Below are 26,342 nucleotides of genomic sequence, written 5' to 3' on the forward strand. Positions count from 1 at the left end.
GTCAAAGAGCCAAAAACCCCGGCGCGCCATCAACTCCCCCTCAAGAGAGCCTGCACACCGGCCGTTTCCAGAACCACTCCAGCAACCCGTCCGGGCCACCGCTGCGGTGAAACCTCTCTACGCAGGGCACCCCTGGCCGTCAAACCCTTTTTTACATTTTTCTTTCGCCCGGCGTGAAAACCCGCAGAAAAGCTGGTGTTTGCGCGTTGTGGAGCCCTCCATCGGATTGCTTCCCGGCAACACCGTCCCCGCTTGTCCGGCCGAATCGATGCTCAGCCGGACATGGGATTGGCCTCTCTGGTGGGCTCAGCCGGCAGCACGTTGAAGAACATGATCGCCGGAGCGAGCCCAGCAGCCTCTCATTCCTCTATCGCACCACACATTGTACGCACCGTCCCTACACACCCGACACAACACGCGTCCGCTCGGCCATCAACCGGTCCGTCCACGGGCCGACAACGAAAAAGGGGCCGGAGTCGCCACTCGCGACCCGGCCCCTTTTGTTCATCACCAAGGCAGACGCCTCGAATCCTTACCCTGCGGACGTCACTTCGCCGCCTTCAACCGTACGAGTGCGGCGACGACGCGGCTTCGGCGCATCCTCGGCCGGGCCGACATCGTTGCCCGCGCTCAGCGACGGGGGCAGGCGCTCGGCCTCGATCACCGCAGCATCCGCTTCGACGGTCTCCACCGGACGCTCGCGCCGAGGACGTCCGCGACGCCGCGGCTCCGCCTGCACAGAGTCAGTGTCGCCCACATCGTTGGCGACCATCATCCCGGCGGACGGTGCGGAGGCGGACAGTGCCGGAGCGGCCTCCGCCGTCTCGACGGCCTGACCGTCAGCGGCCTCACGGCCCTCGCCGTTCGACACAAGACCCCGCCGATCGCCACGTCGGCCGCCGTCACGATAGCCGTCACGCTCGCCACCAGCTTCGCGATCGCGGCGGCCATCACGCCGGGCTTCGTCACGACGCGGCTGGCCTTCCTCGCGGCGGGACTGCCCGTCCTCACGACGCGACTGGCCATCATTGCGCGCACCGGCCTCGCGGCGTGGTTGCTCGTCGCCGCCCTGTTCGCCGGCGCGGATCGACTCGCCCTCGTCACCGAACTCCTCGTCGCCATCGAAGTCCGAGTCGAAGCCGTTGACGAAATTGTCATCGCGCTGGCGACGCTGACCCTGCTCCTCAAAGCGCCCACGGCTCTCGCTCAGGACGCGAAAATAATGGTCGGCGAACTGGAGGTAATATTCGGTGTTGACCCGGTCGCCCTGACGCTGGGCGTCGGAGGCGAGGTTCTTGTACTTCTCGTACAGCTGGTTCGCGTTGCCCCGTGCGCGGGAGTCGATGCGGTTTCCATTATCGGGCCGGCCCGGATTGCCACCCTGACGCTGACCATTGCCACGGCCGCGACGGCGGCCGGCTTGCCGATTGTTGATCAAAAATCCTGTCCCTTATCCTGGGTGATCTGTCCTGGGCTCACGTCAATCCTGGACCAAAGCCGGTGTATGTCGGCGGCACCTAGGCCTATCGCGACAGTGCGGACGGTTGACGTTGGCCGATCAGCGGCAACGTCACGGGCCTTGCGCGCCCGACCGTTCAACATCCTGCGTCGAAACACCTGCCCCACCTCGCTCTAGCGATCCATGGCGTGGGGGCACAAGCGAAATGTGGCGACCGCACCGCCCCGTTTCAAGGCGTGACCACCAGGCAACGGTCGCGCCCACCCAGATCCTGCCTGACCTCGACGGACATGCCCTGCGCCCGGAACAGGGCGGACGCGCTGTCCCCCTGATCCGATCCGATCTCGATACATGCGACGGCGGCGGGGGCGATCTGCGGACGAAGGACCTGCGCGATGCGGCGGTAATCGTCCAGGCCGTCGTCGCCCGCGAACAGAGCGGTTGCCGGTTCGTGAACGCGAACCTCCAGCGGCAAAACAGCGTCGGTGGCAATATAGGGGGGGTTGCACAGGATCAGGTCGTGCGGACCGTCCATGCCGTCCCACCCGCCGGTCTCGATGCGGGCCCGGTCCGCCATGCCCAGCCGCCGCACATTGTCGCGCGCGACCGCGATCGCCGCCTCCGAAGCGTCCAGGCCGATGCCGCGCGCCTCCGGCCACTCCGCCAGCGCCGCGAGCAACAGCGCGCCCGATCCCGTGCCGAGGTCCAGCACGCTGGCAGGCCCCGCCCTCCCTGCGAAATGCGCCACCGCCGCCTCGATCAGCGTCTCGCTGTCCGCACGCGGGACCAGCACGCCGGGCCCGACCGTCAGCTCGATGGTCCAGAACGCGCGGTTGCCCGTGAGGTAAGCGATCGGCTCATGCGCCTCCCGCCGCAGCACAAGCGCCGCAAAGCCATCGGGCACCGGATCACCCAGCCGCGTCAGGATCATCGCCTCCCGGCTGATGCCCAGCGCATGCGCCATCAACAACTCGGCATCGAGCCGCGGCGTCGCCGAGAAGCCGAAGCGCGCCGCCGCCGCCCCGATCGCCGCCCGAACGTCTTCACCCAGGGGCGCCGCCCGTCGATCAGGCATCCAGCTGCGCCAGCCGCTCCGCCTCGTCCTCCGCGACCAGCGCGCCGACCAGTTCGTCCAACGAGCCCTCCAGGATCTCCGGCAGGCGGTGCAGCGTCAGGTTGATGCGGTGATCCGTCACGCGACCCTGCGGGAAGTTATAGGTGCGGATCCGCTCCGACCGGTCGCCCGACCCGACCATCGACCGGCGCGTGCCCGCACGCTCGTTCGCCAGCCGCTCACGCTCCGCTTCGTAGAGGCGGGTCCGCAGCACCTTCATCGCCTTGGCGCGGTTCTTGTGCTGCGACCGCTCGTCCTGCTGGATCACGACGATGCCGGTCGGGATATGCGTGATGCGCACCGCCGAATCGGTGGTATTGACGTGCTGGCCGCCCGCGCCGGACGAGCGATAGATGTCGATGCGCAGGTCCTTGTCCTCGATCTGGACATCGACCTCCTCCGCCTCGGGCAGCACCGCGACCGTCGCAGCGGACGTGTGGATGCGACCGCCCGCCTCCGTCACCGGCACGCGCTGGACCCGGTGCACGCCACTCTCGAATTTCAGCTTGGCGAAGACGCCCGCCCCCGCGACGGAGGCGACCACTTCCTTGTATCCACCGACCTCGGACGGGCTGGCGGAGATCAGCTCGACACGCCACCCCTGCCCCTCGGCATAGCGCTGATACATGCGCAGCAGGTCGCCCGCGAACAGCGCCGCCTCATCGCCGCCGGTGCCCGCACGCACCTCCAGCATCGCCGCACGCTCGTCCGCCGCGTCGCGCGGCAGCAGCGCCAGCGCCAGCCGCCGGTCCGCCTCCGCCAGCGCGGCGTCGTTGGCGATCAGCTCGTCCGCCGCCATGGCGCGCAGCTCCGCGTCGCTTTCCTGCGTCATGAAGCGCAGCGATTCGGCCTCCTGCCGCAACCGCCGCACCTCCGACGCAGCCGCCGCGACCGGCTCCAGCTCGGCATATTCCTTGGACACCTGCACGAAGCGATCCGATGGCAGGTCCCCCGTCGCCATCATCGCCTGCAGTTCGTCGCGCCGCGCCTCGATCTGCCGGATGCGTTCCAGCGAGATGGTGGTCATGCGGCCCGCTCTCCCGCCCAGTCCACATCATGAAGCACTGCCGAACTGCGCGGAGCCTCCCCCTTTGGCACCACGGACAGCGCACCGTCCTGCCTGGTCACCACGACGATCTCCGAAGCACCCGCCTTGACCGCCTTGTCATAGCGTTTGCGCGGCGACCCGCTGGCATACAGTTCACCGGCCACGCCCGCGCGGCGCAACAGGGCAAGGGCGCGAAATCCTGTGGTCAGGGCGCCATCATCCTCGACGACTACCGCGACGGGTGCCGCCTCCGCGTTCGGCTCCTCGATCAGCATCGCCAGCCGCTCAACCCCCGCGGCCCAGCCGACGCCCGCCGTCTCCGGCCCGCCCAGGCTGCCGATCAGCCCGTCATAGCGCCCGCCAGCCAGCACCGTGCCCTGCGCGCCCAGGCGGTCGGTGACGAACTCGAACGCAGTGTGGCGGTAATAATCCAGCCCGCGCACCAGCCGCGCGTTGCGGGTCCATTGCACGCCCGCCGCGTCCAGTCCCGCCGTCACCGCATCGAAGAAGCTGCGCGCCTCGTCGGTCAGATAGGCGTCGATGTCCGGCGCGCTGTCCGCCACCGGCCGATCGCGCGGGTCCTTGGAATCCAGGATGCGCATCGGATTCTTGTCGAGGCGCACCAGGCTTTCCTCGCTCAGCACGTCCCGATGCGCCTCGAAATGCGCCACCAGCGCCGCCCGCCACGCATCCCGCGTTGCCGCATCGCCCAGTGTGTTGAGCTGCAGCGTTACGCCCTCTGCGATCCCCAACTCGTGCAACAGCTGGTCCGCCATCACCAGCAGCTCCACGTCCGCCGCCGGCTCGGCCGCCCCGATCACCTCCGCGTCGATCTGGTGGAACTGGCGGAACCGCCCCTTTTGCGGCCGTTCGTAGCGGAACACGGGCCCGCTGGTCGCCAGCTTCATCGGTGCGAAGCGCTGCCACCCTTCGGTCAGATAGGCGCGCGCGATGCCGGCCGTGAATTCCGGCCGCAGCGTGATCGAATCGCCGCCCCGATCCTGGAACGTGTACATCTCCTTCGACACCACGTCCGTGGTTTCGCCGATGGAGCGCGCGAACACCGCCGTATCCTCAAACACCGGCACGTCGACGCGCCCGAAACAGTACAGCGCCCGCACCCGTTCAAACGTCGACAGCACATGCGCGAAACGGCGCTGTTCGTCGCCGATGATGTCCTGGGTGCCGCGGACACGATTGGGTGTCTGCACACGAGCCGTGCGGGCCGAAGTTTCGTTGCGAGCCATAACCCGCCGCCTCTAGGCGAGGGCGCGGCGGAGCGCTAGCACCCGTTCCATGGCGAACACATCACGCGGTTGGCAGCTCGGCAAGCGGATCGCACCCCCGCGCTTCCTCCTTTTCACCGCGCTGTTCGCGGTCGGGCTGGCGACGCTGATCCCGACGATCGGCGCGGGCCGCGGCATCATGACCGCGTTCGATGTCGCCGCCGCCGTGTTCCTGATCTCGATGGCATCCCTGTTCCGCCGCGGGGAGGCCGAACAGATGCGGCGCGCGGCGGTGGCCAACGACGCCAACCGTGCCGTGCTGCTGGGCATCACGGGCGCGACCATGCTCGTCATCCTGGTCGCCGTCGCCGGCGAGCTGAAGGGAAAGAACGACGCGGTGGCGATCGTGCTGGTCATCCTGACGCTGTCGCTCGCCTGGCTGTTCTCCAACATGATCTATGCGCTGCACTACGCGCATCTGTTCTATTCGCCCGATGATGCGGCGGACGGCGACGGGTCGAAGGATCAGGGCGGCCTCGACTTCCCGAAATGCGACGAGCCCGATTATTGGGACTTCGTATATTTCAGCTTCACGCTCGGCATGACATTCCAGACGTCGGACGTGGAGATGACCGCGCGACAGGTGCGCCGCGTCGCGATCTTCCACTGCCTCGCCGCGTTCGTGTTCAACCTGGGCGTGCTCGCCTTCACCATCGACGTGCTGGGCGGCGGGTGATCGGCGCGGGGATGATCCCCGCTGCCGGTAAAGGACTGGACGACTGACCTTTCCGCCGCCAAGACCCCCTTCACCACAACAGGGGGCCCGCATGTTCCGTCGTTTCGCGCTTCTTCTCGCCGCCGCCGCCTCGCCGGCCCTGGCCCAGGTGCCGCAGGGCAATTCCGCGCCCCGGGCTCAGGCTCCCTTCACCGACACCATTCCCGACGCGCGCGACACGCCGTATTCGGGCGTGATCGCGCTGGACGTGGACGCGACCGACAATGTTCGCGGCATCTTCCGGGTCAGGGAGACGATCCCCGTCGCCGCTGCCGGCCCCATGGCGCTGCTTTATCCGAAATGGCTGCCCGGCGCGCATTCCCCGCGCGGCGAGATCGAAAAGGTCGCCGGCCTGGTGATCCGCGCCAATGGGCGCGTCATCCCGTGGACGCGCGATCCGGTCGACGTCTACGCCTTCCACATCGACGTGCCCTCGGGCGTGAAGCGGCTGGACGTGGAATTCCAGTTCATCTCCGCGACAAAGGGCGATCAGGGCCGCATCGTCTCCACCCCGACCATGATCTCGCTCGAACCCAACCAGGTCAGCCTTTATCCCGCCGGCTATTACACCCGTCAGATCCCGGTGAAGATGACGGTGAAGTACCCGGACGGATGGACCGCCGCCGGCGCGATCCCCGCCAAGCGGGGCAGCGGCGCCAACGCGTCCACCTACACCTACGACCAGGCGAATTACGAGGTGCTGGTCGATTCCCCGATGCTGGCCGGCCGCTACGGCCGCACCTGGCCGCTCAGCCCGCGCGTCAACCTCAACGTCTTCGCCGACGATCCCAAGGAACTGGAGGCGAAGCCCGAACAGATCGCCGCGCACCAGCGTCTGGTGGATCAGGCGGTGAAGACCTTCGGCGCCCAGCATTACGACAAGTACGAATTCCTCCTGTCGATCACCGATCAGCTCGGCGGCATCGGGCTGGAGCATCACCGCAGTTCCGAAAACGGCGTCGGCCCCGGCTATTTCACCGACTGGGATTCGGGCGCCGGCCGTCGCAACCTGCTGCCGCACGAATTCACCCACAGCTGGGACGGCAAGTTCCGGCGCGGCGCCGACCTTTGGACGCCGGATTTCCGTGCGCCCATGCGCGACTCGCTGCTCTGGGTATATGAAGGGCAGACGCAGTTCTGGGGCTATGTCCTCCAGGCCCGCTCCGGCATCGTGTCGAAACAGGATACGCTGGACGCCTATGCCACGATCCTGGGCGCGTACGACACCGCGCCCGCGCGTCAGTGGCGCAACCTCATCGACACCACCAACGATCCAGTCATCTCCGCCCGCCGGCCCAAGGGCTGGACCAGCTGGCAGCGGTCGGAGGATTATTACAACGAAGGCCTGATGGTCTGGATGGAGGTCGACGCGATGCTCCGCCAGAAGTCGGGCGGGACCAAGTCGATCGACGATTTCGCCCGCGCCTTTTTCGGCATCCGCGACGGCGACTGGGGCGAGGTGACCTACACGTTCGACGATGTCGCCCAGACGCTGAACGGCATCGTGCCCTATGACTGGGCCGGCTTCCTCAACAAGCGCCTGACGGAGACGGGCCAGCCCGCCCCGATCCAGGGCTTCGCCATGAACGGTTACAAGCTGGTCTACACCGCAGAGCCGACGCCCTATTTCAAACAGGCGGAAAAGGCGCGCGGCGGCACCGACCTCAGCTATTCGCTGGGTCTGGTGGTCAACAAGGACGGCGACGTCACCGCGACCATCTGGGACTCGCCCGCGTTCAAGGCGGGGATCGATGTCGGCACCAGCATCGTCGCGGTAAACGGCCGTGCCTTCAGTGCCGACGCGTTGAAGGCGGCGGTGGACGCGGCCAAGGGCACGCGCGACCCGATCCGCCTGACCGTGCGCAGCCAGGATCAGGTGCGCGAGACGGCGGTCGATTACCATGGCGGCGCCCGCTACCCGCGCCTGCAAAAGGTGGGCACCGGCGACAGCGGGCTCGACCGGCTGCTCGCCGCCCGCCCCTGACGGGCTGGCCGTACGCCTGGTCTGACGGGGCACCCCCGAACGGGGCATCCGTCCAGCGGAGCGGATGCCCCGCTGGACGGAAATGACATCGACTATCGCGCTTCGTTACGGTAGCGGGAGGGACAATGGCGGGGTCCGGCGGTGCCGGGCCCCGTCTTTACCTTTTCCGACCTTCACCCTTTTTCCAAGGATGGGATTCGTATGCGCATTGACCTGATCCCCGTCGGCAAGAGCCCGCCCGACGATCTCAACGTCATCATCGAGGTGCCGGTCGGCGGCGAGCCGGTGAAGTATGAATTCGACAAGGCGTCGGGCGCGCTGTTCGTCGATCGCATCCTGCACACGCCGATGCGCTATCCCGCCAATTACGGCTTCGTCCCCCACACACTGTCGCCCGACGGCGATCCGCTCGACGCGCTGGTCGTCGCGCGCTCGCCCTTCGTGCCCGGCTGTGTCGTCCGCGCCCGCCCGATCGCGGTCCTGAACCTGGAGGACGAGGCCGGCGGCGACGAGAAGCTGGTCTGCGTGCCCGTCGATTCGACCTTCCCCTATTATTCCAACGTCGGTGAGAAGGACGACCTGCCCGAGATCGTGTTCGAGCAGATCGAGCACTTCTTCACCCACTACAAGGATTTGGAAAAGAAGAAGTGGGTCCGCATCGGCACCTGGGGCGGCCGCGACGAGGCACGCCGCATCACGCTGGAGGCGATCGACCGCTACAACGACGCCAAGCAGCAGGGCGAGGACGCGCCCGGCATGGATAAGGCGTGACGCCCTTCCGAGCCTAAAGCGCTTACCGGCGCCGGGCCCGCTTCGGCGGCGCCCGGCGTCCCGCCTCCAACGCCAGCGCACCCCAGCGCAGCAGCGCGTCGGCATCGTCGTAGCAATCCTCCGGCGCCCGGCGATAATTCATCGACGCCACCACGCCGTCCGCCTTGGCATAGGTGAAACGCTCCGCCCCCACCGCGTCCCATTCGGCGTCGCTCGCGGCATCGGCCTTCAACCACAGCCCATCGCCGCCGACGATCGCGAACACCACGCCATCGCAATACAGCGTCGCACCGCCCATCATGGCCCGCCTGCTCACCACGCCCAGCGGCGCCATCGCCTCCGCCACCCAATCGATCAGCGCCGGGTCCGCCGCCATCAGCCGCGTCCCGCCAGCCGGGTCAGCGCATCGCCCGTGACCCGCTGCACCGTCCATTCCTCCATGCCGACCGCGCCCTTCGCCCGGTAAAAGGCGATGGCCTCGGCATTCCAGTCGAGCACCGACCACTCGAACCGCCCGCAACCGCGATCCAGCGCCAGCCCGGCCAGATGGCGCAACAGCGCCGCGCCAACGCCCCTACCCCGTGCAGCCGGGGTGACATACAGGTCTTCCAGGTACAGCCCGCGCTTTCCCGTCCATGTCGAGAAATTGTGGAAGAACAAGGCGAAGCCCGCCGCCGCGCCGTCGAGTTCCGCGACCACCGCCTCCGCCGCCGGATGCTCTCCGAACAGCGCGACGTGCAGCGACGCCTCGTCTGCCTCCACCGCGTCAGGCTCCCGCTCGAACGCCGCCAGTTCGCGCACGAAGCGCAGGATGGTGCCGATATCGTCCGGCGTCGCGGGGCGGATCATGCCGCGCCCTCCGCGCCACCACCGGCAACCGCTTGTCTGCGCACCGCATACAGGCACGCGGACACGATGATCGCGGCGCCCGCCAGGGTAAAGGGCGATACCCGCTCCCCGAACACCGCCCATCCCAGCGCGGCCGCCCACAGGAACGAGGTATATTCCGTCGTCGCCAGATACCCCGTCTCGCCATGCGCATAGGCCCATCCCAGCAGCGCCAGCGACCCCGTGCCCAGCAGCGCGGCGACCACGATCTTGGGCCATTGCCCGCTGTCCGGCACGGTCAGCAGCCATGGCGCGCCGATCGCCAGCACCCCGGTGATGACGATCGACTGGACGAAGGCGATCTCGCCCGGACCAGCCGCCTGCGCCTGCACTCGTGCGATCACCAGGTTGACCGCATACAGCGCCGCCGACACCAGCACCGCCGCCGCACCTGTCGAGACGGCAGGCCCCGCCGCCATCCGCGCGTGTCCGGCCAGGACCACCAACACCCCTGCGAATGCGGCGGCGGAGGCAATCGCGACATGCCGCCCGACCCGCTCGTGCAACACCGCCGCCGCCAACAGCAGCGCCAGGATCGGCGAGACGTAGGTCAGCGTGATCGCCTGCGCCATCGGCACCCTCGCCAGGCCCCAAAAGAACAGGGTCGCCATCACCGCCGTCACCGCCCCACGCGCCAGATGCAGCCGCATGGCCCGCGCGCTCGGCCGCCGCGCGCCGCTCGCGATCCACAGCCCAGCGCCGAACACGATGCTCAATCCGGTGCGCCAGATCAGCGCATTGTACACGCCCATCGCCAGCACCAGCGACTTCATGAACGCATCCATGACCGAGAACAGCCCGATGCCCGCCATCGCCACCGCAAAGGCGAGCCCGGGCGACACGGGACGTGACGGAACGGATATCATCCCGTCCGCTTAGGGCAGTCCGGCGGAATCGGCTACTTCGCCGAAGCCTCGAACCTGCTCCGGATTGTCTGACGCCCTTGCACTTGGAGCATGTAGATGACCCCGCCCAGGCAGCGATAGGGGTGCGGGTCGCTTATCCGGCCGACGATCGTCACCGGTCCGTCGGGAAGCGCCGCCAGGACCGCTTGCGACGCGGCCGCATCAGCCAGGTCGGCCGTTTGACCTCCCACCACGATCCGGCACCGGTCGTCGACGCTCTCGACCCGCACCTCGGGCGGTCCGGCAGTCGCCTGCGCCGCCACCATCGCGGCAAGCAGGCGCGCGATCACGCCGCCGCCTGTGTTCCGGCCTGCGCCTTGGCCGCGTCAGCCGCCTCGATCTCCGCCGCCTTGGCCTCTACCAGCCGTACGATATGATCGATCATCGCCGCGTCCTCGACATGATGGTCGGTGACACCCGACAGGTACACCATGTGCCGGCCGTTGCCGCCGCCGGTGATCCCGATGTCCGTCTCGCGCGCCTCGCCCGGTCCGTTGACGACGCAGCCCAACACCGACAGCGACATGGGCGTGCGGATATGAACCAGCCGCTCCTCCAGCGCCTGTACCGTCCGGATCACGTCGAACCCCTGCCGCGCGCAGGACGGGCACGACACGACGCGCACGCCCCGGTTGCGGATGCCCAGGCTTTTGAGGATCTCGAACCCGACGCGCACCTCCTCCTCCGGCTCGGCGGACAGCGACACGCGGATCGTGTCGCCGATGCCGAACCACAGCAGCGAACCCATGCCGATCGACGATTTCACCGTGCCGCCGATCAGGCCGCCCGCCTCCGTGATGCCCAGGTGCAGCGGGCAGTCGGTCGCCTCCGCCAGCCCCTGATAGGCGGCCACCGCCAGGAACACGTCCGACGCCTTCACCGCCACCTTGTATTCGTGGAAGTCGTGGTCCTGCAGCAGCTTGATATGGTCCAGCGCCGATTCGACCAGCGCATCGGGACACGGCTCGCCATATTTTTCCAGCAGGTCGCGTTCCAGGCTGCCGGCGTTCACGCCGATGCGGATCGCGCAGCCGTTCGCCTTTGCCGCGCGCACCACCTCCGCGACCCGGTCCGACGACCCGATATTGCCCGGATTGATGCGCAGGCACGCCGCGCCCGCATCGGCCGCTTCCAGCGCGCGCTTGTAGTGAAAGTGGATGTCCGCGACGATCGGCACGCGCGCGGCACGGGTGATCCCCTTCAGCGCGGCGGTCGATTCGACGTCGGGACACGATACGCGGATGATGTCCGCTCCCGCCTCTTCACACCGGCGGATCTGGTCGATCGTCGCGCCGGCATCGCTGGTGGGGGTGTTGGTCATCGTCTGCACGGTGACGGGGGCGTCGCCGCCGACGGGAACGTTGCCGACCATGATCTGGCGGCTCGGGCGGCGGACGATGTCGCGCCAGGGACGGACGGAGGACATGGGGCGCCCTATACGCCTCCCCCGCTCCCGCCGAAAGGGCGCATGCACAGGGGGACTTCCCCGACTGGCGCATCGATGGCTCCGTCCCTAAGTGGGCGCCGCATGACCGGCACGTCATCCCCGGCCCCTTCGCAGCGGCATTACGGCATGGACTGGCTGCGGATCGGCGCGTTCGCGCTGTTGATCCTGTACCATATCGCCATGGTGTTCGTGCCGTGGGACTTCCACGTCAAATCCACGCACCAGGCGCGCTGGGTGGTGCTGCCGATGCTGGCGACCAACGCGTGGCGCCTGACCCTGCTGTTCCTGGTGTCCGGCTATGCCAGCCGTTTCCTGCTCGCCCGCTCGCCCGGACCGGGTGCCTTTGTCGCCCAGCGCAGCGTGCGTCTGTTGCTGCCGCTGTTGTTCGGCATCGTCGTGATCGTCCCGCCCCAGACCTGGGTGGAGCTGGTCACCAAGCATGGCTACGCCTCAAGCCTGCCCGATTTCTGGCTGCGCGATTATTTCAGCTTCGATCATCTGGCCGGGGTGGCGCTGCCCAGCTGGAACCATCTGTGGTTCGTCGCCTATTTGTGGGTCTATACCGCTATCCTGACGCTGGCGACGATGCTGGTGCGCATGCCCGCGGCGCAACGCTGGTTCGACCGCGTGTTCGGCGGCTGGCCGGTGCTGGTCCTGCCGGTGGTCTGGCTGGTATGCGTGCACGGCTGGTGGTACCTGATGGGTGTGGAATCGCACCGGCTGTTCGCCGATCCGGTCGGGCATCTGACGTTCCTGCCGGCGTTCCTGTTCGGCTTCGGCTTGGCCCGCTCCCGCCCCGCCATGGCCGCGATCGAGCGGTTGTGGGCGCCGGCCGCGGTAGTCGCGATCGCGGCCTATCTGACGATCCTGTCGATCGAGATGCTGCACTCGCCGGCCAATCCGACCCCGCGCTGGATGTTCCGCCCCTACGGCATAGCGCACGCGCTGGAGCAATGGTGTGCGATCGTCGCGTTGATCGGCCTGGCGGAACGCTGGGGCCGCCGCGACCATCCGCTGCGCGCCACGCTGACGGAGGCGGTGTTCCCCTTCTACCTGATCCACCAGACGATCATTGTCGTCGCGATGGCTGCGCTGCTTCCCGCCAACCTGCCGGGCTGGGCGGAGTTCACGGTCCTGCTCGTCGCCACGGTCGCCGGTTGCGCGCTGTTCTATCTGTGCGGCCGCGCGATCCCGTGGCTGCGGCCGCTGATCGGTCTGCGCCCCGCTCCCCCGTCGCGGCCGCGCGAGCCGCAGCCGGCCATTATCTAAGAGGATTCGTCATGGCTCAGGACTGGACGCTGCTGGTGCATGGCGGCTCCGGCATCATCACCCGCGACACGCTCGCGCCGGATGGGGAACAGCGGGCCCGCGCGGCATTGCACCGCGCGCTCGATGCAGGTGCCGCGATCCTCGATTCGGGCGGGTCGTCGCTGGACGCGGTGGAGGCGGCGGTCCGCGTTCTGGAAGAGGACTCGCATTTCAACGCAGGCCGGGGCGCGGCGCTGGGTCTCGACGGCGTCGCGACGCTCGACGCGGCGATCATGACCGGCGACACGCGCGCGGCGGGCGCAGTCGCCGGGGTCACCTGCACCCGCGCGCCCGTGTCGCTCGCCCGCGCGGTAATGGACGACAGCCCCCATGTCCTGCTCGCCGGAAGGGGCGCGGACGAGTTCGCCGCCGAACGGGGGCTCGAACAGGTCGCGCCCGACTGGTTCGTGATCCCGGAGCGCGCCGCCCAGCTGGAAGCGATGAAGGCCGCGCCCGGCGGCGTGTTCGACACCGACATGAAATACGGCACGGTCGGCGCGGTGGCACGCGACCGGACCGGGCACCTCGCCGCCGCGACCTCCACCGGCGGCGTCACGGGAAAGCGTTGGGGCCGCGTCGGCGACTCGCCGATCGTCGGCGCGGGCACCTGGGCCGACGATCGCGCCTGCGCCGTGTCGGCGACGGGTACCGGTGAGCAATTCCTGCGGGTCGGCGTCGGGCATGAGATAGCGGCCCGCATCCGCCTGTCCGGCGAAGCGCTCGATGCGGCGGTTCGCGACGTGCTGGCGGAGGTTCGGGCGCTGGGCGGCACCGGCGGCGTCATCGCGGTGGATGCGGACGGAGGCGCCGTCTGGCACTTCACCACGCCCGGCATGTACCGCGCCCGCGCGAACGGCGACGGCACACGCCAGGTGGCGATCTTCGGCGCGGAATGATGCCCTTGTGCAGGCGCGCGAGGGGAGTAAGGGCGCGCGCATGACCCGCCTGCTCCTTCGCCTCTCCCTGATGGCCGCTCCCCTCGCCTTTGCCGCGCCGGCCTCGGCTTATTGGGAATATGGGCATCAGACGGTGGCACGGATCGCATACGCCAATGTCAGGCCCGCGACGCGCGCGCGGATCGATCGCATCCTCGCCACCGCGCCGCTGCTCGACACGCCGACCTGCCCCGCCAATACGATCGAGGGCGCCTCCACCTGGGCGGACTGCGTCAAGCCGCTCAAGAACGCGGAGGGAAAGTCGCGCTTCGGCTACGCCTATAACTGGCACTTCCAGGACGTGAACATCTGCCGCCCCTTCGAGCTGGTATCGGCGTGCAAGGACGGCAACTGCGTATCCGCCCAGATCGAAAAGGACGTCGCCGCGCTGCGCGACCGTCGTACCAGCGCGAAGGATCGGGTGCAGGCGCTGGTGTTCCTGATCCACTTCGTCGGCGACCTGCACCAGCCGCTCCACGCGGGCGAGCATGACGACAAGGGCGGCAACGACGTCGCTGCGTCCTATGGCGGCTATTCGCCCGCGCGCTTTAATCTCCATTCCATCTGGGACGGCACGCTCGCGGAACGCGCGATCACCACCGGCCCGTCGCTGGTGCGCCGTTACTCACCGGCCGAAAAGGCACGCATCGCCGCCGGCACCGTCACCGACTGGAGCCGCGAATCCTATCAGGTCGCGCGTACCGTCGTGTACCCCAGCGCCTTCGGCCACGATCCGTGTGACGGGCAGCCGGCCCCTGCAAAGGCGGTGCTCGACAACGTCACGATCGAGCGGCTGGTGCCCGTCGCCCGGCTTGAGGTGGAACGCGGCGGCCTGCGCCTCGCCAAGCTGCTCGACCGCGCGCTCGGTTAATCGCCGCCCCAGCGCCACCGCCATCCACCGCGCGTGTGGCGGGCGGACAGGACGATCAACCCCGCCGTCAGGACCGCGGTCAGGCTGTAGAACAGCACGGGATGCGATTTCGCGAGCGTGTTGACCAACACTATCATCACCGCGCTGTACACGCCGATCAGGACCCATCCCTGCCACGCGATCGGCAGGCCCGCGCCATATCCGAACGCCTTGGGCGCGAACCACGCCCCGTCGTCGGACCCGTTTGCTTCGTCGCGCCTGTTCGCGTCAGGCCCGTCCTCACGCTTGCGCATCGTCGGTCTCCTCCTTCGGCGGCCGGCCCCGTCGCGCCCGCTCGGGCGGCTCCAGTTTCACGCCACGCCGCGACAGCGCCTCCCGCAACAGGCATTCGACCTGGGCGTTGACGCTGCGCAGGTCGCACGCCGCCGCCCGCTCGATCGCCGCGTACAGCGCGGGATCGATGCGGAGCGGAAAGGCCTTTTTCGGGGGAACCGTCACGCCACGCCTTACTGGTACAACGTACCCGCATTGACGACCGGCTGGGTTTCCCGCTCCCCGCACAGCACGACCATCAGGTTGGACACCATCGCCGCGCGCCGTTCGTCGTCCAGCTCGACCACGTTCTTCGCCGACAGCTGCGCCAGCGCCAGCTCGACCATGCCGACCGCGCCCTCGACCAGCGTGGTGCGCGCCGCCACCACCGCCGCCGCCTGCTGCCGGCGCAGCATCGCGCCGGCGATCTCGGGCGCATAAGCCAGGTGGGTGAAGCCGCACTCGTCCACCGTGATTCCTGCGACCACCAGCCGCGCGATCAGTTCGGTGCGCAGTTCCGCCCCGACCTGGTCGTGCGCGCCGCGCAGCGTCACCTCCAGATGCTCGAAATCGTCATATGGATAGCGCGAGCCGATCGTCCGCACCGCCGCCTCGATCTGCACCAGCACGAACGCGCGGTAATCGTCGACGTCGAACAGCGCCTGGGCGGTGTCGGTCACGCGCCACACCACCTGTGCCGCCATCTCGATCGGGTTGCCGCGCAAGTCGTTGACCTTGATCCGTTCGGAAATGATGTTGTTCGCGCGGGTGGAGATGCGCCGCCGTCCCATCCAGGGCAGCACCCAGCGCAGGCCGGATACGCGGTCCGTGCCCTTGTAGCTGCCGAACAGGGTGATCGCCGTCGCCTGATTGGGCTGCTGCATGTAGAACCCGCAGGCGATGAACACGAACGCGGCGACCGCCACCACGATCAGCAGACCGGCGCCGACCCGCGTTGAATCGATCAGTCCGCCACCGACGAGCCCCAGCACCACCAACGCGGCCAGCGCCAGCAGCATCACGTATCCGCTGGCCGTCGCCGCCCGCCGCTCCTCCGACCGACTGAGACCCTGTTCCCGCCCCTGCTGCACCATCACGCCCTCCGTTAATATGATATCACTTTTACATCATGGACTGACGAACTGCAAGAGGGGCTCGCGACAGCCATCGGCCGACCTCGCACGCTGACGACCGGCACCCACCAACCGGCTTGCGCATCGGCGCCTGTGCCGTGCAAGGCTGCCTGCGCGCGACGGGGCATGGCCCCACGAAGAAGATGCGGTTCCCATGAAGCTTTGCCGCTTTGGCCCGAAAGGTGCCGAGAAACCGGGCCTGATCGACACCGATGGCCGGATCCGCGACCTGTCCGCCCATGTCGCCGACATCGACGGCCCGGTCCTCGCCCGCGAGACGCTGGCCGCGCTGGCCCGGATCGATCCCGTCTCTCTGCCGCTGGTGGACGGCGATCCCCGCTATGGACCGTGTGTTGCCGGATCGCGCCAGTTCGTCGCCGTGGGCCTCAACTATGCCGACCACGCCGCCGAATCGAACCTGCCCATCCCGCAGGAGCCGGTGGTCTTCAACAAATGGGTCAGCTGCATCGGCGGCCCGAACGATCCGATCATCCTGCCGCGCGACTCGGTCAAGACCGACTGGGAGGTGGAGCTAGGCGTGGTGATCGGCACCCGCGCTTCCTGCGTGGGCGCGGCGGACGCGCTCGACCATGTCGCTGGCTATTGCGTGGTCAACGATGTGTCCGAAAGCCATTGGCAGCTCGAACGCGGCGCGACCTGGGACAAGGGAAAAGGGTTTCCCTCCTTTGGGCCCGTCGGTCCGTGGCTCGTCACCGCCGACGAAGTGGGCGACCCGCAGGCGTTGGCGCTGTGGCTGGACGTCAACGGCACCCGGATGCAGGACGGCAACACCCGCACCATGATCTTCGCCGTGGCGGAGATCGTCGCCTATCTGTCGAACATCATGACACTGGAACCCGGCGACATCATCACTACCGGCACGCCGCCCGGCGTCGGCATGGGTCAGAAGCCGCAACCGCGCTACCTGAAGGCGAGCGACATCGTTACGCTGGGCATCACGGGATTGGGCGAACAGCGACAGGAATGCGTCGCCTGGCAGGCGCCCAACTGATCGCCCTTCTCTGCCGGAGTCTCAGACCTCTCCGGCCGAGAACCCCAGCCTGTCCAGCAACGCCGTGCGCGCCACGCGGCACTGGCGCCACAGGTCGGGGTCGCCGAGGTCGTCGGGGTGGATCGCCTCCGGCCAGTGGCGCGCGACCACCGCCTCGACGTCGTCGCAGACACGCTCGTCCAACAGGAAGCGCGGATCGATCGCCGCGGCCGCCGCCTCGTCCACCGCCACGCGCAACCGCAAACAGGCCGGGCCGCCGCCGTTGCGCATCGATTCGCGCACCTCCACCACCTCCAGCCGATCGATCGGGCCCGGCCCGGCGACCACCTCCTCCAGCCAGCGCCATACCTCCGGCGCGTCGCGTGTCTCGGCGGGCAGCACCAGCGTCATCTCTCCGGACGGCAGCGTGATCAGTTGGGAGTTGAACAGATAGGTCCGCACCGCCTGTTCCAACCCGATCCGGTTTGCGGGCGCCTCGACCACGATCAACCCCGGCATCGCGGCATGCAGCGCGTCCAGCACCGCCCCGCGATCCTCGAACGCCTGTTCGTGCGCGAACAGCACGTGCTCGTTCGCCACCGCGACCACATCGTTGTGGAACGCGCCTGCCGCGATCGCGGCCTCGCTCTGCCGGGCAAGCAGCACGCGCGTCGGGTCCAGCCCATGCCGCCGCGCCACCGCCGCGCTCGCGGCCCGGCTCTGGCGCGCGGGAAAGCCGCCCTCGTGCCGCTCGCCATACACGAACACCTCCACACCCGCCGCGTCATGGCGCGGGCACAGGCGCATGAAATTGGCCGCGCCCTCATCGCCCAGCCCGGCCGGTACCGCGTCATGCACCGCAAAGAACCGCTCGTTCCGAAAGGCCAGCCGTAGCTGGCGCGCCGTCTCCTGTGCCTCGATGCCGCGATGAAGCATGGTGGACAGGTTGGCGACGGACAGGTGGCAACGCCCATCGGCGGTGTCGGGCCCCGGCGACACCGTGCCCGCATTGGCCGTCCACATCGCGGATGCGGAAAAGGCGTTGCGCAGCAGGGCCGGTTCCTCCCGCCACGCCGCCGCGAACACCGCCTCGTCATCGCCGTCGAAGCCCAGCGCGCGCAGCCATGGCGCGTGCGGACGGTCGTGGGGCAACAACAGGCCCTGGCGCAGACCCAGCGCCATCATGCGCCGCATCTTGGCCAGCCCTTGCAGGGCGGCGGCGCGGGGCGCGGCAACCGCGCCGGCATTGGTGGCGGATGCGACGTTGCCGAACGACAGCCCGGCATAATTGTGGCTGGGTCCGATTAGCCCGTCGAAATTGATCTCCACCATCGTCCCGCGCGCGCCCATCTGACCGGTCCATCTCCCCACCGCCGGCGGCTCCATCGCGCCGCCGTCGATCGGGTCAGGAGATACGCGCAATCGGGGCGGGCGCAAGGATCGACGCCCCCCCGATGCTCGTCCGACGATGCGGCCACCGACCCCCGCTCAAACACTGCGGGGGGTCGGGCGTTGAGCGGGAACGATCCGGCTCCGACGCCCGGCCTTCCCATCAATATTTGAACCGCGCACCCAGGTAGAAGATGCGGCCGTTGTCGTAAAAGGCCCGGAAGCGATCCGTGGTGCCGGAATACAGCCGGATCTTCTCGTTCGTCAGGTTCACGGCATCCGCGGTCAGCGTGACGTTGTCGGTCAGCTTCAGGTTGATCGACGCGTCCAGCGACTCCGTCGCCCGCTGGTTCAACGCCACTGCGCGATCGATGTTGATGAAGAATTTCGAGCGATAGGTGTAGGCGACGCGCGCCGACAGCCAGTCATTCTCGAAATAGCCGACCAGGTTGGCGGCGTGCTTGGAACTGCCGGGCACCTGCGTCCCGTCATCCGCCTGGGCGTCGGCATAGGTGTAGTTGGCCTGCACGCCGAAACCGGCGAACAGCGGCCGTTGCAGCTGCACCTCCACGCCCTTGATCGTGCCGCCGGCGCCGTTCGACCGGCGATTGATGTCGAACGCGCAGTTGTACAGGTTGTCGCCGCCGGGGATCACGGTGCAGCGCGACAGAGTCGGCGTGGTGGTCTGCACCGGAAACACCTCCCGATCGGTGGTGTTCACGATGAACGACTTCAGCTGCTTGTAGAATCCGGCGACCGCCACGATCGTCTCGCGATCCGGATACCATTCCAGCGACATGTCGAGCTGATTGGCGCGGAACGGGTTCACATAGGGGTCGCCGCCATCGCCGGTCAGCGCACCGGGGTTCAGGCTGACCCGCGGCACGATGTCGGTGTAATCGGGCCGCGTCACGGTGCGGCCCGCGCCGAAGCGGAACGTGACCTGGTCGGTCAGCGGAATGCGCAGGTTGAACGACGGCAGGATGTCCGTGTACGCCCGCTCCACCGTGATCGGCGTGTAGCTGCCGAACGCGTTGTCGATCGAACCGGCGCCGCCCGTGCCGACCTGGTTGCCGGTCGAACGCTGTTCGGTGCGGATCACGCGCACCCCGACATTGCCGCTATACTGCTCGTCCGTGCCGCCCAGCTTCAGCATGGCATAGCCGCCATACGTCCGCTCCTTGATGGCGTAATTCTCCGGCGGGTTGATGATCCGCGCGCGCGCCGCCGCCGGCAGGGCGTTCAGGATGTCCTTCAGCTTGCCCTGGTCGATCTGGAAATAGCTGGTCAGCGTGCCGGGCAGCGCCGATCCGTCCAGGTAATCGTCCGGCGTCAGGCCGCCCGCGAAATCCGCCGACGTACACGCCCGGCCACCGCACCCGCTGGATGACAGCGGCACGAAGAAATTGCCGTAGGTGGTGCCGAAAAAGCCGGTTCGGCGGTTATGATCGGTGAACTTGCCCCCGACCCTCAAGCCGCTGATCGCGCCGAAGTGCAGGTCCTGATCCAGATCGACATAGGCATAGGTCTCGTTGTCGGAATTGGTGATCCGGTTCAGCGAGGCGAAGTCGAATGCCAGCGATGCGGGGTTGGTCGGGTCGATCCCGCCGCCATAGCGGACCTGCGGCACCCGGCCGGTGATGTCGAACGTGAAGCTGCCCGGCGCGCCACCCTCGTAAAAGGGCTGGGACGACGTGTTGCCGACCGCCTTCGTGTAACCGCCCTTCAGGTGCAGTTTCGTGCCCTCGGCGGGGCTCCACAACACGTCCGCATCGCCGGACCACACCTGCGCATAGGCTTCGCGGGCGATGGCGTCGAAGACCACCGCACGACCACCGGGCACGGACGTCACGGTGCCCGATGTCACCGTGCCGTTGGCGTTCACCGCCGCATTGGTCAGCGTGCCGCCATTGCCCAGCGCGTTCGACGTCCAGGCCATGAAGTTCTGGTTGAAATTGTCCGCGTTAAACCGGGAGTAGAGCCCGGTCAGGTTGACCTCCAGCGATTCCGACGGCCGGAACTGGACGCCGATATTGCCGCCGAAGCGCTCGCGATCCTGCTTGAACAATGCGGAGCCGATCAGGTTGGGCACCTGCACCGCCTGGCCGTTCACCACCCCATCCACATAGCCCAGCACCTCCGCACCGTCGCGGCGCAGGCGGCGTTTCTGGTACACGCCGCCGACCAGGATGCCGAACGTCTCCGCGTCGTTCTTCCAACTGACCAGCGCGGATGCCTGCGGGTCGAACTTGTCCGACTTTTCCGAATACACCGCCTGCGCCGACCCCGACACCGTCCAGCGGGCAAGGTCGAGCGGGTTGCGCGTATGGACGTTGATCGTGGCACCGATGCCGCCCTCCTCCACGTCCGCCTGGGGCGACTTGTACACGTCGAGCTGGCCGACGATCTCCGCCGGCAGCGTCAGGTAGTTGAATGAGCGCGTGGCGGCGAGCTGATCCTCGATGAACCAGTCGGCGGTGGCGACATTGTGCCCGTTCAGCAGGGTCTTGGTCAGGTTGACGTTGGTGCCGCGCACCGACACGCGCTCACCCTCGCCGAACGTGCGGTTGATGACCACGCCTGGCACCCGCTGCAACGCCTCGGCGACGTTCTTGTCCGGAAACTTGCCGATGTCCTCGGCCGACAGCACGTCCGCGATCACCGTGGACTGGCGCTTGGCGTCGATCGACTTGCGGATCGATGCGCGGATGCCTGTGACCACGATGTCGCCCGGCTCTCCCGTCGAGGCCGCCGCCGTGTCGGTCTGTCCTGCGCCTGCCTGTGGCTGGCCGCTCTGGGGGGTGTCGGTGGGGACCTGGTCGGCTGGAACGGTCTGCGCGGCGGCCGGCGCGGCGAGCGATGCCAGCGCAAGAACGGCGACGGAGGCGGAATACAGGCGGATCTTGGTCATGTCGCATCTCCCCAAAGTTGCCACAGCCCACCCGGTTCTTACCGCTATGACCAATGGCAGAACATTCACATACCAATTGCCTGTAACATCCGTGTAACGAAGCGTGACAGTCAAGGCTACAATGAGCGTTCACATCGCCGCCGCGTGAAAACATCGCCCGCTGTGACTTGCGGGAGACAGTTGGCACTTTATTGGTCTGCACAGTCGAAGTGACGGACCTCTCCGTAAAACGCTCAGGCACCCCGAAAGCGCCGCCGGCCATCGAAGGTCGTGCAGGACACGCCGCGCGACTTCCGCGCCTTTCGCGCAGGCGAACGATCCAGGCGACGACGTGTCGGCACATGTGTAGGACATCCGCCGAACAGCCGACCCTGCCGCCTTCGTCTCTCAGGAGTAGCCCGATGCCAAAGGCGCCGCCCGCCATCACCACCCGATCGATGGCGCTCGCGGCCTTTTCGACGGTGGTCGAATGGTACGACTTCACCGTCTACCTGTACCTCGCCACCGTACTCGCCCGGGTCTTCTATGGCGGGGGCGGCACGTCGCTGGCGGCGACGCTTGGCGGGTTCGCCATCGCCTATCTGATGCGGCCCCTGGGCGCGGTCGTGTTCGGCCATGTCGGCGATCGCTACGGCCGCCGCCGAACGCTGCTCCTGTCGATGGCGCTGATGACCGGCGCGATGCTCGCCACCGCGATGCTCCCCACCCATGCCGCCATCGGCCCGGCGGCGGGCTGGCTGCTGCTGGCGCTGCGTTGCGTCATGGCCTTTGCGGTGGGTGGGGAATATACCGGCGTCGTCGCCTATCTGCTGGAGGGGGCGCGGCCGAATCAGCGCGGACTGGTCACCGCCACCGCCGCCGCCGCCAGCGAGGTCGGCGGGCTGGCCGCGGTCGGCATATCGGCGCTGACCGTCGGTGCGATGAGCACGGCCGCGCTGGATGGCTGGGGCTGGCGCATCCCGTTCCTGGTCGGCGCTGCGCTGGCGGCCGTGGTGTGGATCGCCCGCTCTGCCATGGACGAGTCGCCGGATTGGGAACGCGCGAGGGCGGAGGGAACCGTGCCGGACAATCCGCTACGCACGGCGCTGACCCATCACCGCGCCGGCATTGCCCGCGGCTTCGCCATCTCCGCGCTCGGATCGATCACTTATTATGTCGGCATCACCTATGTTCCGGCCTTCCTGACCACGGTCGGCCGATTGGCGGAGACACGGGCGCTGTGGCTGTCGACCGTCGCCGCGGTGGTGGTGATCGCGGTGACGCCGCTGGTCGGCGCGCTGTCGGATCGTTGGGGGCGGCGGCCGGTGCTGGTCGCGCTCGCGCTGCTCGCCGCCGTGCTGCCGCTCACCCTGTTCGGCTGGATGGCAGGCGGATCGGCGGCGGAGGTGACCGCAGGCGCGCTGCTGCTGGCGGCATTGGCCGGCGGGGTCAGCGCGGTAGGGGCCGTCGCGACGGCCGAACAGTTTCCCGGCGAAGGGCGCCTGAGCGGCCTGGCATTCGGAGCGACCACCGCGACCGCCATCTTCGGCGGCCTGACACCGCTCGGCGCGCATCTGTTGACGGAGCGGACCGGCTGGGCACCGGCACCCGGCGCGATGATCGCCGTCGTCGCACTGGTCGTGCTGCCGGTGCTGATCCGCCTGCCGCGTCCGAAGACCGACGGTTGAGGCGGCGCGCGGCCTGAGAGTCATCGCGCACGCCCACTGGCGGCAAGGCGTTGTCTGCCCGATGTACCACGTTCAGGCGACCGCGATCCCAGCGCTCAACGAGAACAGGTCGATCGCCCCCGCCGCCGATGAAGGCCGCCGGCCAGCGGGCCGATAGGAGTCACCTCGCGGTCGCCCACCTCACGGCGACGGACAGCGACACTGCGCTGCCCGTCACGACCGGATCGGCGTCAGGCCACCTCCGCGTCCAGCCCGTACGCGGTATGCAGCACGCGCACCGCCAGTTCCGTCTCGTCCTCGTGGATCAACACCGACACCTTGATCTCGCTGGTGGAGATGGCGAGGATGTTGATGCCCCGCTGCCCCAGCGTGGTGAACATCTGGCTCGCCACGCCCGCATGGCTGCGCATGCCGACCCCCACCACGCTGATCTTCGCCACGCGGGTGTCGTGGATCAGGTCGCCGAAGCCGATCGCCTCGCGCGCCTGATTCAGCGCCTCCAGCGACCGGGGCAGGTCGGCCGCCGGCACGGTGAAGGTCACGTCCGTCGCGCTCGCGGAACCGCCGCCGTTGCTCTGGTGCGCGATGTTCTGGATGATCATGTCGACGTTGATGTTGGCGGCGGCCAGCGGCTCGAAGATCGCGGCCACCGCACCCGGCTTGTCCGGCACCGCTGTCAGCGTGATCTTGGCCTCGTTCTTGTCGTGCGCGATGCCGGTGATGAGCTGCCGTTCCACCTCGTCGATCTCCTCTTCCCCCACGATCATCGTGCCGGGCAATGTGTCCGCCATGGGTGCCCCCTCCACGTCGGCGCCGCCCGTGAAGGACGACAGCACCTGGACGCGGACCTGTTCCTTCATCGCCAGCCCGACCGACCGGGTCTGGAGCACCTTGGCCCCGACCGAGGCGAGCTCCAGCATCTCCTCGTACGTGACCTTTTTCAGCTTGCGCGCGCGCGGCACGATGCGCGGATCGGTGGTGTAGACGCCGTCGACATCGGTGTAGATGTCGCACCGGTCCGCCTTCACCGCCGCCGCCACCGCCACCGCCGACGTGTCCGATCCGCCGCGGCCCAGCGTGGTGATGCGGTTGCCCTCCGCCACGCCTTGGAAGCCGGGGATCACCGCCACCTCGCCCGACATCAGCCCGGCGAGCAGCGCGTCCGTCTCGATCGTGCCGATCCGCGCCTTGGCGAACGCCTCGTCGGTATGGACCGGCAATTGCCAGCCCAGCCACGACCGTGCCGGCACGCCGATCGCCTGCAATGCGATGGCCAGCAACCCGCTGGTGATCTGTTCGCCCGCCGACACCACCACGTCATATTCGCGCGGATCGTACAGCGCCGACGCCTCGCGGCAGAACCCGACCAGCCGGTCGGTTTCGCCAGCCATGGCGGACACCACCACGGCGACCTCGTTCCCGGCGTCCACCTCGCGTTTGACGCGCGCCGCGACCGTCCGGATCCGTTCGATCCCCGCCATGGAGGTTCCGCCGAACTTCATCACGATCCGCGCCATGGCGTGTCAGGGTCCTCCTTGGGAAAGAGCGGCGGCCCTGATAGGAACCGGGCATGACCATGGCAAGCACCGCGCCCGTTCCTTCCGAAACCTCTGCCGGCACGACGATCGACCCGCGAGAGGCCGCGCATTTCGGCCGCATGGCGGCGGACTGGTGGGATCCGAAGGGGTCGTCGGCGATGCTGCACCGGCTGAACCCGCCGCGCCTGTCGTACATCCGCGCCGCCGTCGACGCGCATTGGAACACCGACACGTCCGGTTTCAGGCCGCTGGCGGGGCGTACGGCACTCGACCTGGGCTGCGGCGCCGGTTTGCTGTGCGAGCCGCTTGCGCGGCTGGGCGCGGACGTCACCGGCATCGACGCCGCACCGGAGAATATCGTGGCGGCACAGGCCCATGCGACCCTGTCCGGCCTGCCGATCACCTATGGCGCGGGCAGCATCGCCGCGATCGGGGAGCAGCGCTTCGACCTGGTCACCAGCCTGGAGGTGATCGAGCATGTCGACGATCCGGCCGCCTTCGTCCGTGGTCTGGCGGGGGCGCTGGCCGATGATGGGCTGATGATCCTGTCGACGCCCAACCGCACGCCCCTGTCGCGGCTGGCGATGATCACGCTGGCGGAGGGGACCGGCCGCATCCCGCGCGGCACGCACGACTGGCACCGCTTCCTCACACCGGACGACCTCACCGGCTTGTTGGTGGAGGCCGGCCTGGCGGTGCGCGACATACGCGGCCTGTCGTTCAGCCCGACGCGCGGGTTCGAACTCAGCGAATCCACCGCGCTCGATTATCTGGTGACCGCCGTCCGCGCTTAAGCGCGCAGACGGCAAACCCGGACACGTTCAAAACGTCGCCGGGTCGGGTCCCATCCGCTCGCCCCGGTCCAGCGCATCGATCGCCGCCACGTCCTCCGGGCTCAGCGACAGGTCGGCGGCGGCGACATTGTCCGCCAGATGGTCCGCGCTCGACGCCTTGGGGATCACCGACAGGCCGTGCGCCAGATGCCAGGCGATCACCACGCGCGCCGCGGAGCATCCATGCGCCGCCGCGATCCGTGCGATCGTGTCGTCCTGCAACACGTCCTTGCCTTGGCCGATCGGGCTCCAGCTCTGCGTCACGATGCCGTGCGCCTCGTGGAACGCCCGCGCCTCGTGCTGCTGGAAAAAGGGATGCAGCTCGATCTGGTTCACCGCCGGGGTCACGCCGGTCGCCCCGATGATCCGCTCCAGATGGTCGAGGAGGAAATTGGATACACCGATCGAGCGTGCCTTGCCTGCGTCGCGCAACCGGATCAGCGCCTCCCACGCCTCGACATAGCGGTCGTCGCCCGGCACCGGCCAGTGGATCAGATACAGGTCGACCGCATCGACACCCAACAGGGCCAGGCTTTCGTCCAGCGCGGCCGCCGTATCGCCGTGCCGGTCGTTCCACAGCTTGGTCGTCAAGAACGCCTCGCTGCTTTTCAGCCCGTCGCCGACACCGCGCTCGTTGCCATAGATCGCGGCGGTGTCGACCAGGCGGAAACCATGGTCCAGCCCGTCGCGGACGATCGCCGCCACCTGGCTGTCGTTGATCTGGTACGTGCCCATGCCCAGCCGGGGCATGGAGCGACCATCGTTCAGTGTGAAATCCTGCATCCACAGCCAACCGTCCACCCGCGACGGCGGTTCCACGAGCGGGGCCGCCGTTGA

25 protein-coding genes are annotated in these 26,342 nt (G+C 68.2%); 9 read left to right on the top strand and 16 right to left on the bottom strand.

The genetic code is table 11. The annotated features are described in order from the left end of the window. Positions 1-532: 532 nt before the first annotated feature. The 4 genes from BMX37_RS16470 to hisS form a co-directional block, all read right to left on the bottom strand. Positions 533-1,438, bottom strand: a complete 906-nt coding sequence (locus BMX37_RS16470) for a DUF4167 domain-containing protein (protein ID WP_093666882.1) — start codon at positions 1,436-1,438, stop codon at positions 533-535. Positions 1,439-1,688: 250 nt separating this feature from the next. Next, on the bottom strand, positions 1,689-2,534 hold the full coding sequence (gene prmC, locus BMX37_RS16475; protein ID WP_093666883.1) for a peptide chain release factor N(5)-glutamine methyltransferase: 846 nt from the start codon (positions 2,532-2,534) through the stop codon (positions 1,689-1,691). After that, positions 2,527-3,600 carry a peptide chain release factor 1 gene (prfA, locus tag BMX37_RS16480; RefSeq protein WP_093666884.1) on the bottom strand — a complete coding sequence of 358 codons (1,074 nt, stop codon included), beginning with the start codon at positions 3,598-3,600 and terminating at the stop codon, positions 2,527-2,529. The genes prmC and prfA overlap by 8 nt, the downstream gene beginning before the upstream one ends. Continuing rightward, positions 3,597-4,868 carry a histidine--tRNA ligase gene (hisS, locus tag BMX37_RS16485; protein ID WP_093666885.1) on the bottom strand — a complete coding sequence of 424 codons (1,272 nt, stop codon included), beginning with the start codon at positions 4,866-4,868 and terminating at the stop codon, positions 3,597-3,599. The genes prfA and hisS overlap by 4 nt, the downstream gene beginning before the upstream one ends. Positions 4,869-4,917: 49 nt before the next feature. On the opposite strand from hisS, the gene BMX37_RS16490 reads away from it, so the two are divergent. The 3 genes from BMX37_RS16490 to ppa all read left to right on the top strand — a co-directional run bounded on the left by BMX37_RS16490 (position 4,918) and on the right by ppa (position 8,377). Next, entirely contained in the window at positions 4,918-5,583 is a 666-nt protein-coding gene (locus BMX37_RS16490) for a DUF1345 domain-containing protein (protein ID WP_093666886.1), read from the top strand. Positions 5,584-5,674: 91 nt separating this feature from the next. Continuing rightward, on the top strand, positions 5,675-7,606 hold the full coding sequence (locus BMX37_RS16495) for a M61 family metallopeptidase (RefSeq protein WP_093666887.1): 1,932 nt from the start codon (positions 5,675-5,677) through the stop codon (positions 7,604-7,606). Positions 7,607-7,807: 201 nt separating this feature from the next. Beyond that, the gene (gene ppa / locus BMX37_RS16500) at positions 7,808-8,377 is read left to right on the top strand and encodes an inorganic diphosphatase (protein WP_093666888.1); all 570 of its coding nucleotides are present in this window, start codon (positions 7,808-7,810) and stop codon (positions 8,375-8,377) included. Positions 8,378-8,399: 22 nt separating this feature from the next. Here the strand turns inward: ppa and BMX37_RS16505 are convergent, their stop codons facing one another. From BMX37_RS16505 to ispG, 5 genes are read right to left on the bottom strand one after another with little or no spacing between them, the layout of a single operon-like run. Further along, positions 8,400-8,753, bottom strand: a complete 354-nt coding sequence (locus BMX37_RS16505) for a TfoX/Sxy family protein (RefSeq protein ID WP_093666889.1) — start codon at positions 8,751-8,753, stop codon at positions 8,400-8,402. Further along, a complete protein-coding gene (locus tag BMX37_RS16510) occupies positions 8,753-9,226 on the bottom strand; it encodes a GNAT family N-acetyltransferase (RefSeq protein WP_093666890.1) in 474 nt (157 codons plus the stop codon). The genes BMX37_RS16505 and BMX37_RS16510 overlap by 1 nt, the downstream gene beginning before the upstream one ends. Beyond that, the gene (locus BMX37_RS16515; protein ID WP_093666891.1) at positions 9,223-10,131 is read right to left on the bottom strand and encodes a DMT family transporter; all 909 of its coding nucleotides are present in this window, start codon (positions 10,129-10,131) and stop codon (positions 9,223-9,225) included. Before BMX37_RS16515 ends, BMX37_RS16510 begins: the two co-directional genes overlap by 4 nt. Positions 10,132-10,163: 32 nt before the next feature. Beyond that, positions 10,164-10,460, bottom strand: a complete 297-nt coding sequence (locus tag BMX37_RS16520) for a hypothetical protein (RefSeq protein ID WP_139198134.1) — start codon at positions 10,458-10,460, stop codon at positions 10,164-10,166. Further along, positions 10,457-11,596 (bottom strand): flavodoxin-dependent (E)-4-hydroxy-3-methylbut-2-enyl-diphosphate synthase, encoded by a 1,140-nt coding sequence (ispG, locus tag BMX37_RS16525; protein WP_093666893.1) that lies wholly within the window; start codon positions 11,594-11,596, stop codon positions 10,457-10,459. The genes BMX37_RS16520 and ispG overlap by 4 nt, the downstream gene beginning before the upstream one ends. 102 nt (positions 11,597-11,698) lie before the next feature. Here ispG and BMX37_RS16530 point away from each other — a divergent pair, with 102 nt between their 5' ends. Genes BMX37_RS16530 through BMX37_RS16540 form a run of 3 tightly spaced genes read left to right on the top strand, consistent with a single transcriptional unit; the run spans position 11,699 to position 14,731 of the window. Then, positions 11,699-12,886, top strand: a complete 1,188-nt coding sequence (locus BMX37_RS16530; RefSeq protein ID WP_093666894.1) for an acyltransferase family protein — start codon at positions 11,699-11,701, stop codon at positions 12,884-12,886. A gap of 11 nt (positions 12,887-12,897) precedes the next feature. Beyond that, on the top strand, positions 12,898-13,821 hold the full coding sequence (locus BMX37_RS16535; RefSeq protein WP_093666895.1) for an isoaspartyl peptidase/L-asparaginase family protein: 924 nt from the start codon (positions 12,898-12,900) through the stop codon (positions 13,819-13,821). Positions 13,822-13,861: 40 nt separating this feature from the next. After that, positions 13,862-14,731, top strand: a complete 870-nt coding sequence (locus BMX37_RS16540) for a S1/P1 nuclease (protein ID WP_093666896.1) — start codon at positions 13,862-13,864, stop codon at positions 14,729-14,731. On the opposite strand, the gene BMX37_RS16545 is transcribed toward BMX37_RS16540, so the two are convergent. The 3 genes from BMX37_RS16545 to BMX37_RS16555 are packed head-to-tail and all read right to left on the bottom strand — an operon-like array spanning position 14,728 to position 16,137. Further along, positions 14,728-15,024 carry a hypothetical protein gene (locus tag BMX37_RS16545; protein WP_093666897.1) on the bottom strand — a complete coding sequence of 99 codons (297 nt, stop codon included), beginning with the start codon at positions 15,022-15,024 and terminating at the stop codon, positions 14,728-14,730. The genes BMX37_RS16540 and BMX37_RS16545 overlap by 4 nt on opposite strands. Beyond that, complete coding sequence (locus BMX37_RS16550; protein WP_093666898.1) at positions 15,011-15,229, bottom strand: type II toxin-antitoxin system antitoxin; 219 nt, start codon at positions 15,227-15,229, stop codon at positions 15,011-15,013. The genes BMX37_RS16545 and BMX37_RS16550 overlap by 14 nt, the downstream gene beginning before the upstream one ends. Before the next feature lie 8 nt (positions 15,230-15,237). Next, positions 15,238-16,137: an SPFH domain-containing protein gene (locus BMX37_RS16555; protein ID WP_093666899.1), complete on the bottom strand. Its 900-nt coding sequence runs from the start codon at positions 16,135-16,137 to the stop codon at positions 15,238-15,240. Positions 16,138-16,330: 193 nt separating this feature from the next. On the opposite strand from BMX37_RS16555, the gene BMX37_RS16560 reads away from it, so the two are divergent. Then, the gene (locus tag BMX37_RS16560) at positions 16,331-17,188 is read left to right on the top strand and encodes a fumarylacetoacetate hydrolase family protein (RefSeq protein ID WP_093666900.1); all 858 of its coding nucleotides are present in this window, start codon (positions 16,331-16,333) and stop codon (positions 17,186-17,188) included. Between the two features lie 21 nt (positions 17,189-17,209). Here BMX37_RS16560 and BMX37_RS16565 read toward each other — a convergent pair whose 3' ends face one another. Both BMX37_RS16565 and BMX37_RS16570 read right to left on the bottom strand, forming a co-directional pair. Beyond that, positions 17,210-18,499 carry an N-succinylarginine dihydrolase gene (locus tag BMX37_RS16565; RefSeq protein WP_093666967.1) on the bottom strand — a complete coding sequence of 430 codons (1,290 nt, stop codon included), beginning with the start codon at positions 18,497-18,499 and terminating at the stop codon, positions 17,210-17,212. Positions 18,500-18,719: 220 nt separating this feature from the next. Next, the gene (locus BMX37_RS16570; RefSeq protein ID WP_093666901.1) at positions 18,720-21,467 is read right to left on the bottom strand and encodes a TonB-dependent receptor; all 2,748 of its coding nucleotides are present in this window, start codon (positions 21,465-21,467) and stop codon (positions 18,720-18,722) included. Between the two features lie 401 nt (positions 21,468-21,868). Between BMX37_RS16570 and BMX37_RS16575 the strand changes: the two genes are divergently transcribed. Next, the gene (locus BMX37_RS16575; protein ID WP_244501651.1) at positions 21,869-23,134 is read left to right on the top strand and encodes an MFS transporter; all 1,266 of its coding nucleotides are present in this window, start codon (positions 21,869-21,871) and stop codon (positions 23,132-23,134) included. Positions 23,135-23,364: 230 nt separating this feature from the next. Here BMX37_RS16575 and BMX37_RS16580 read toward each other — a convergent pair whose 3' ends face one another. Then, the gene (locus BMX37_RS16580) at positions 23,365-24,651 is read right to left on the bottom strand and encodes an aspartate kinase (RefSeq protein WP_093666902.1); all 1,287 of its coding nucleotides are present in this window, start codon (positions 24,649-24,651) and stop codon (positions 23,365-23,367) included. A 53-nt stretch (positions 24,652-24,704) separates the two neighbouring features. Here BMX37_RS16580 and ubiG point away from each other — a divergent pair, with 53 nt between their 5' ends. Continuing rightward, complete coding sequence (gene ubiG, locus BMX37_RS16585; RefSeq protein ID WP_093666903.1) at positions 24,705-25,466, top strand: bifunctional 2-polyprenyl-6-hydroxyphenol methylase/3-demethylubiquinol 3-O-methyltransferase UbiG; 762 nt, start codon at positions 24,705-24,707, stop codon at positions 25,464-25,466. A gap of 27 nt (positions 25,467-25,493) precedes the next feature. On the opposite strand, the gene BMX37_RS16590 is transcribed toward ubiG, so the two are convergent. Beyond that, positions 25,494-26,288 (bottom strand): aldo/keto reductase, encoded by a 795-nt coding sequence (locus tag BMX37_RS16590; protein ID WP_093666904.1) that lies wholly within the window; start codon positions 26,286-26,288, stop codon positions 25,494-25,496. Between the last annotated feature and the right edge of the window lie 54 nt (positions 26,289-26,342).

The sequence above is a fragment of the Sphingomonas gellani genome, from assembly GCF_900110035.1.
Lineage (GTDB): Bacteria > Pseudomonadota > Alphaproteobacteria > Sphingomonadales > Sphingomonadaceae > Sphingomonas > Sphingomonas gellani.

Excerpts from the sequence above, each read along its gene's own strand:
- prmC (WP_093666883.1), bottom strand. The coding sequence starts at position 2,534 with ATGCCTGATCGACGGGCGGCGCCCCTGGGTGAAGACGTTCGGGCGGCG.
- prfA (WP_093666884.1), bottom strand. The coding sequence starts at position 3,600 with ATGACCACCATCTCGCTGGAACGCATCCGGCAGATCGAGGCGCGGCGC.
- hisS (WP_093666885.1), bottom strand. The coding sequence starts at position 4,868 with ATGGCTCGCAACGAAACTTCGGCCCGCACGGCTCGTGTGCAGACACCC.
- BMX37_RS16490 (WP_093666886.1), top strand. The coding sequence starts at position 4,918 with ATGGCGAACACATCACGCGGTTGGCAGCTCGGCAAGCGGATCGCACCC.
- BMX37_RS16495 (WP_093666887.1), top strand. The coding sequence starts at position 5,675 with ATGTTCCGTCGTTTCGCGCTTCTTCTCGCCGCCGCCGCCTCGCCGGCC.
- ppa (WP_093666888.1), top strand. The coding sequence starts at position 7,808 with ATGCGCATTGACCTGATCCCCGTCGGCAAGAGCCCGCCCGACGATCTC.
- BMX37_RS16505 (WP_093666889.1), bottom strand. The coding sequence starts at position 8,753 with ATGGCGGCGGACCCGGCGCTGATCGATTGGGTGGCGGAGGCGATGGCG.
- BMX37_RS16510 (WP_093666890.1), bottom strand. The coding sequence starts at position 9,226 with ATGATCCGCCCCGCGACGCCGGACGATATCGGCACCATCCTGCGCTTC.
- BMX37_RS16515 (WP_093666891.1), bottom strand. The coding sequence starts at position 10,131 with ATGATATCCGTTCCGTCACGTCCCGTGTCGCCCGGGCTCGCCTTTGCG.
- ispG (WP_093666893.1), bottom strand. The coding sequence starts at position 11,596 with ATGTCCTCCGTCCGTCCCTGGCGCGACATCGTCCGCCGCCCGAGCCGC.
- BMX37_RS16530 (WP_093666894.1), top strand. The coding sequence starts at position 11,699 with ATGACCGGCACGTCATCCCCGGCCCCTTCGCAGCGGCATTACGGCATG.
- BMX37_RS16535 (WP_093666895.1), top strand. The coding sequence starts at position 12,898 with ATGGCTCAGGACTGGACGCTGCTGGTGCATGGCGGCTCCGGCATCATC.
- BMX37_RS16540 (WP_093666896.1), top strand. The coding sequence starts at position 13,862 with ATGACCCGCCTGCTCCTTCGCCTCTCCCTGATGGCCGCTCCCCTCGCC.
- BMX37_RS16545 (WP_093666897.1), bottom strand. The coding sequence starts at position 15,024 with ATGCGCAAGCGTGAGGACGGGCCTGACGCGAACAGGCGCGACGAAGCA.
- BMX37_RS16555 (WP_093666899.1), bottom strand. The coding sequence starts at position 16,137 with ATGGTGCAGCAGGGGCGGGAACAGGGTCTCAGTCGGTCGGAGGAGCGG.
- BMX37_RS16560 (WP_093666900.1), top strand. The coding sequence starts at position 16,331 with ATGAAGCTTTGCCGCTTTGGCCCGAAAGGTGCCGAGAAACCGGGCCTG.
- BMX37_RS16565 (WP_093666967.1), bottom strand. The coding sequence starts at position 18,499 with ATGGTGGAGATCAATTTCGACGGGCTAATCGGACCCAGCCACAATTAT.
- BMX37_RS16570 (WP_093666901.1), bottom strand. The coding sequence starts at position 21,467 with ATGACCAAGATCCGCCTGTATTCCGCCTCCGTCGCCGTTCTTGCGCTG.
- BMX37_RS16575 (WP_244501651.1), top strand. The coding sequence starts at position 21,869 with ATGCCAAAGGCGCCGCCCGCCATCACCACCCGATCGATGGCGCTCGCG.
- BMX37_RS16580 (WP_093666902.1), bottom strand. The coding sequence starts at position 24,651 with ATGGCGCGGATCGTGATGAAGTTCGGCGGAACCTCCATGGCGGGGATC.
- ubiG (WP_093666903.1), top strand. The coding sequence starts at position 24,705 with ATGACCATGGCAAGCACCGCGCCCGTTCCTTCCGAAACCTCTGCCGGC.
- BMX37_RS16590 (WP_093666904.1), bottom strand. The coding sequence starts at position 26,288 with ATGCAGGATTTCACACTGAACGATGGTCGCTCCATGCCCCGGCTGGGC.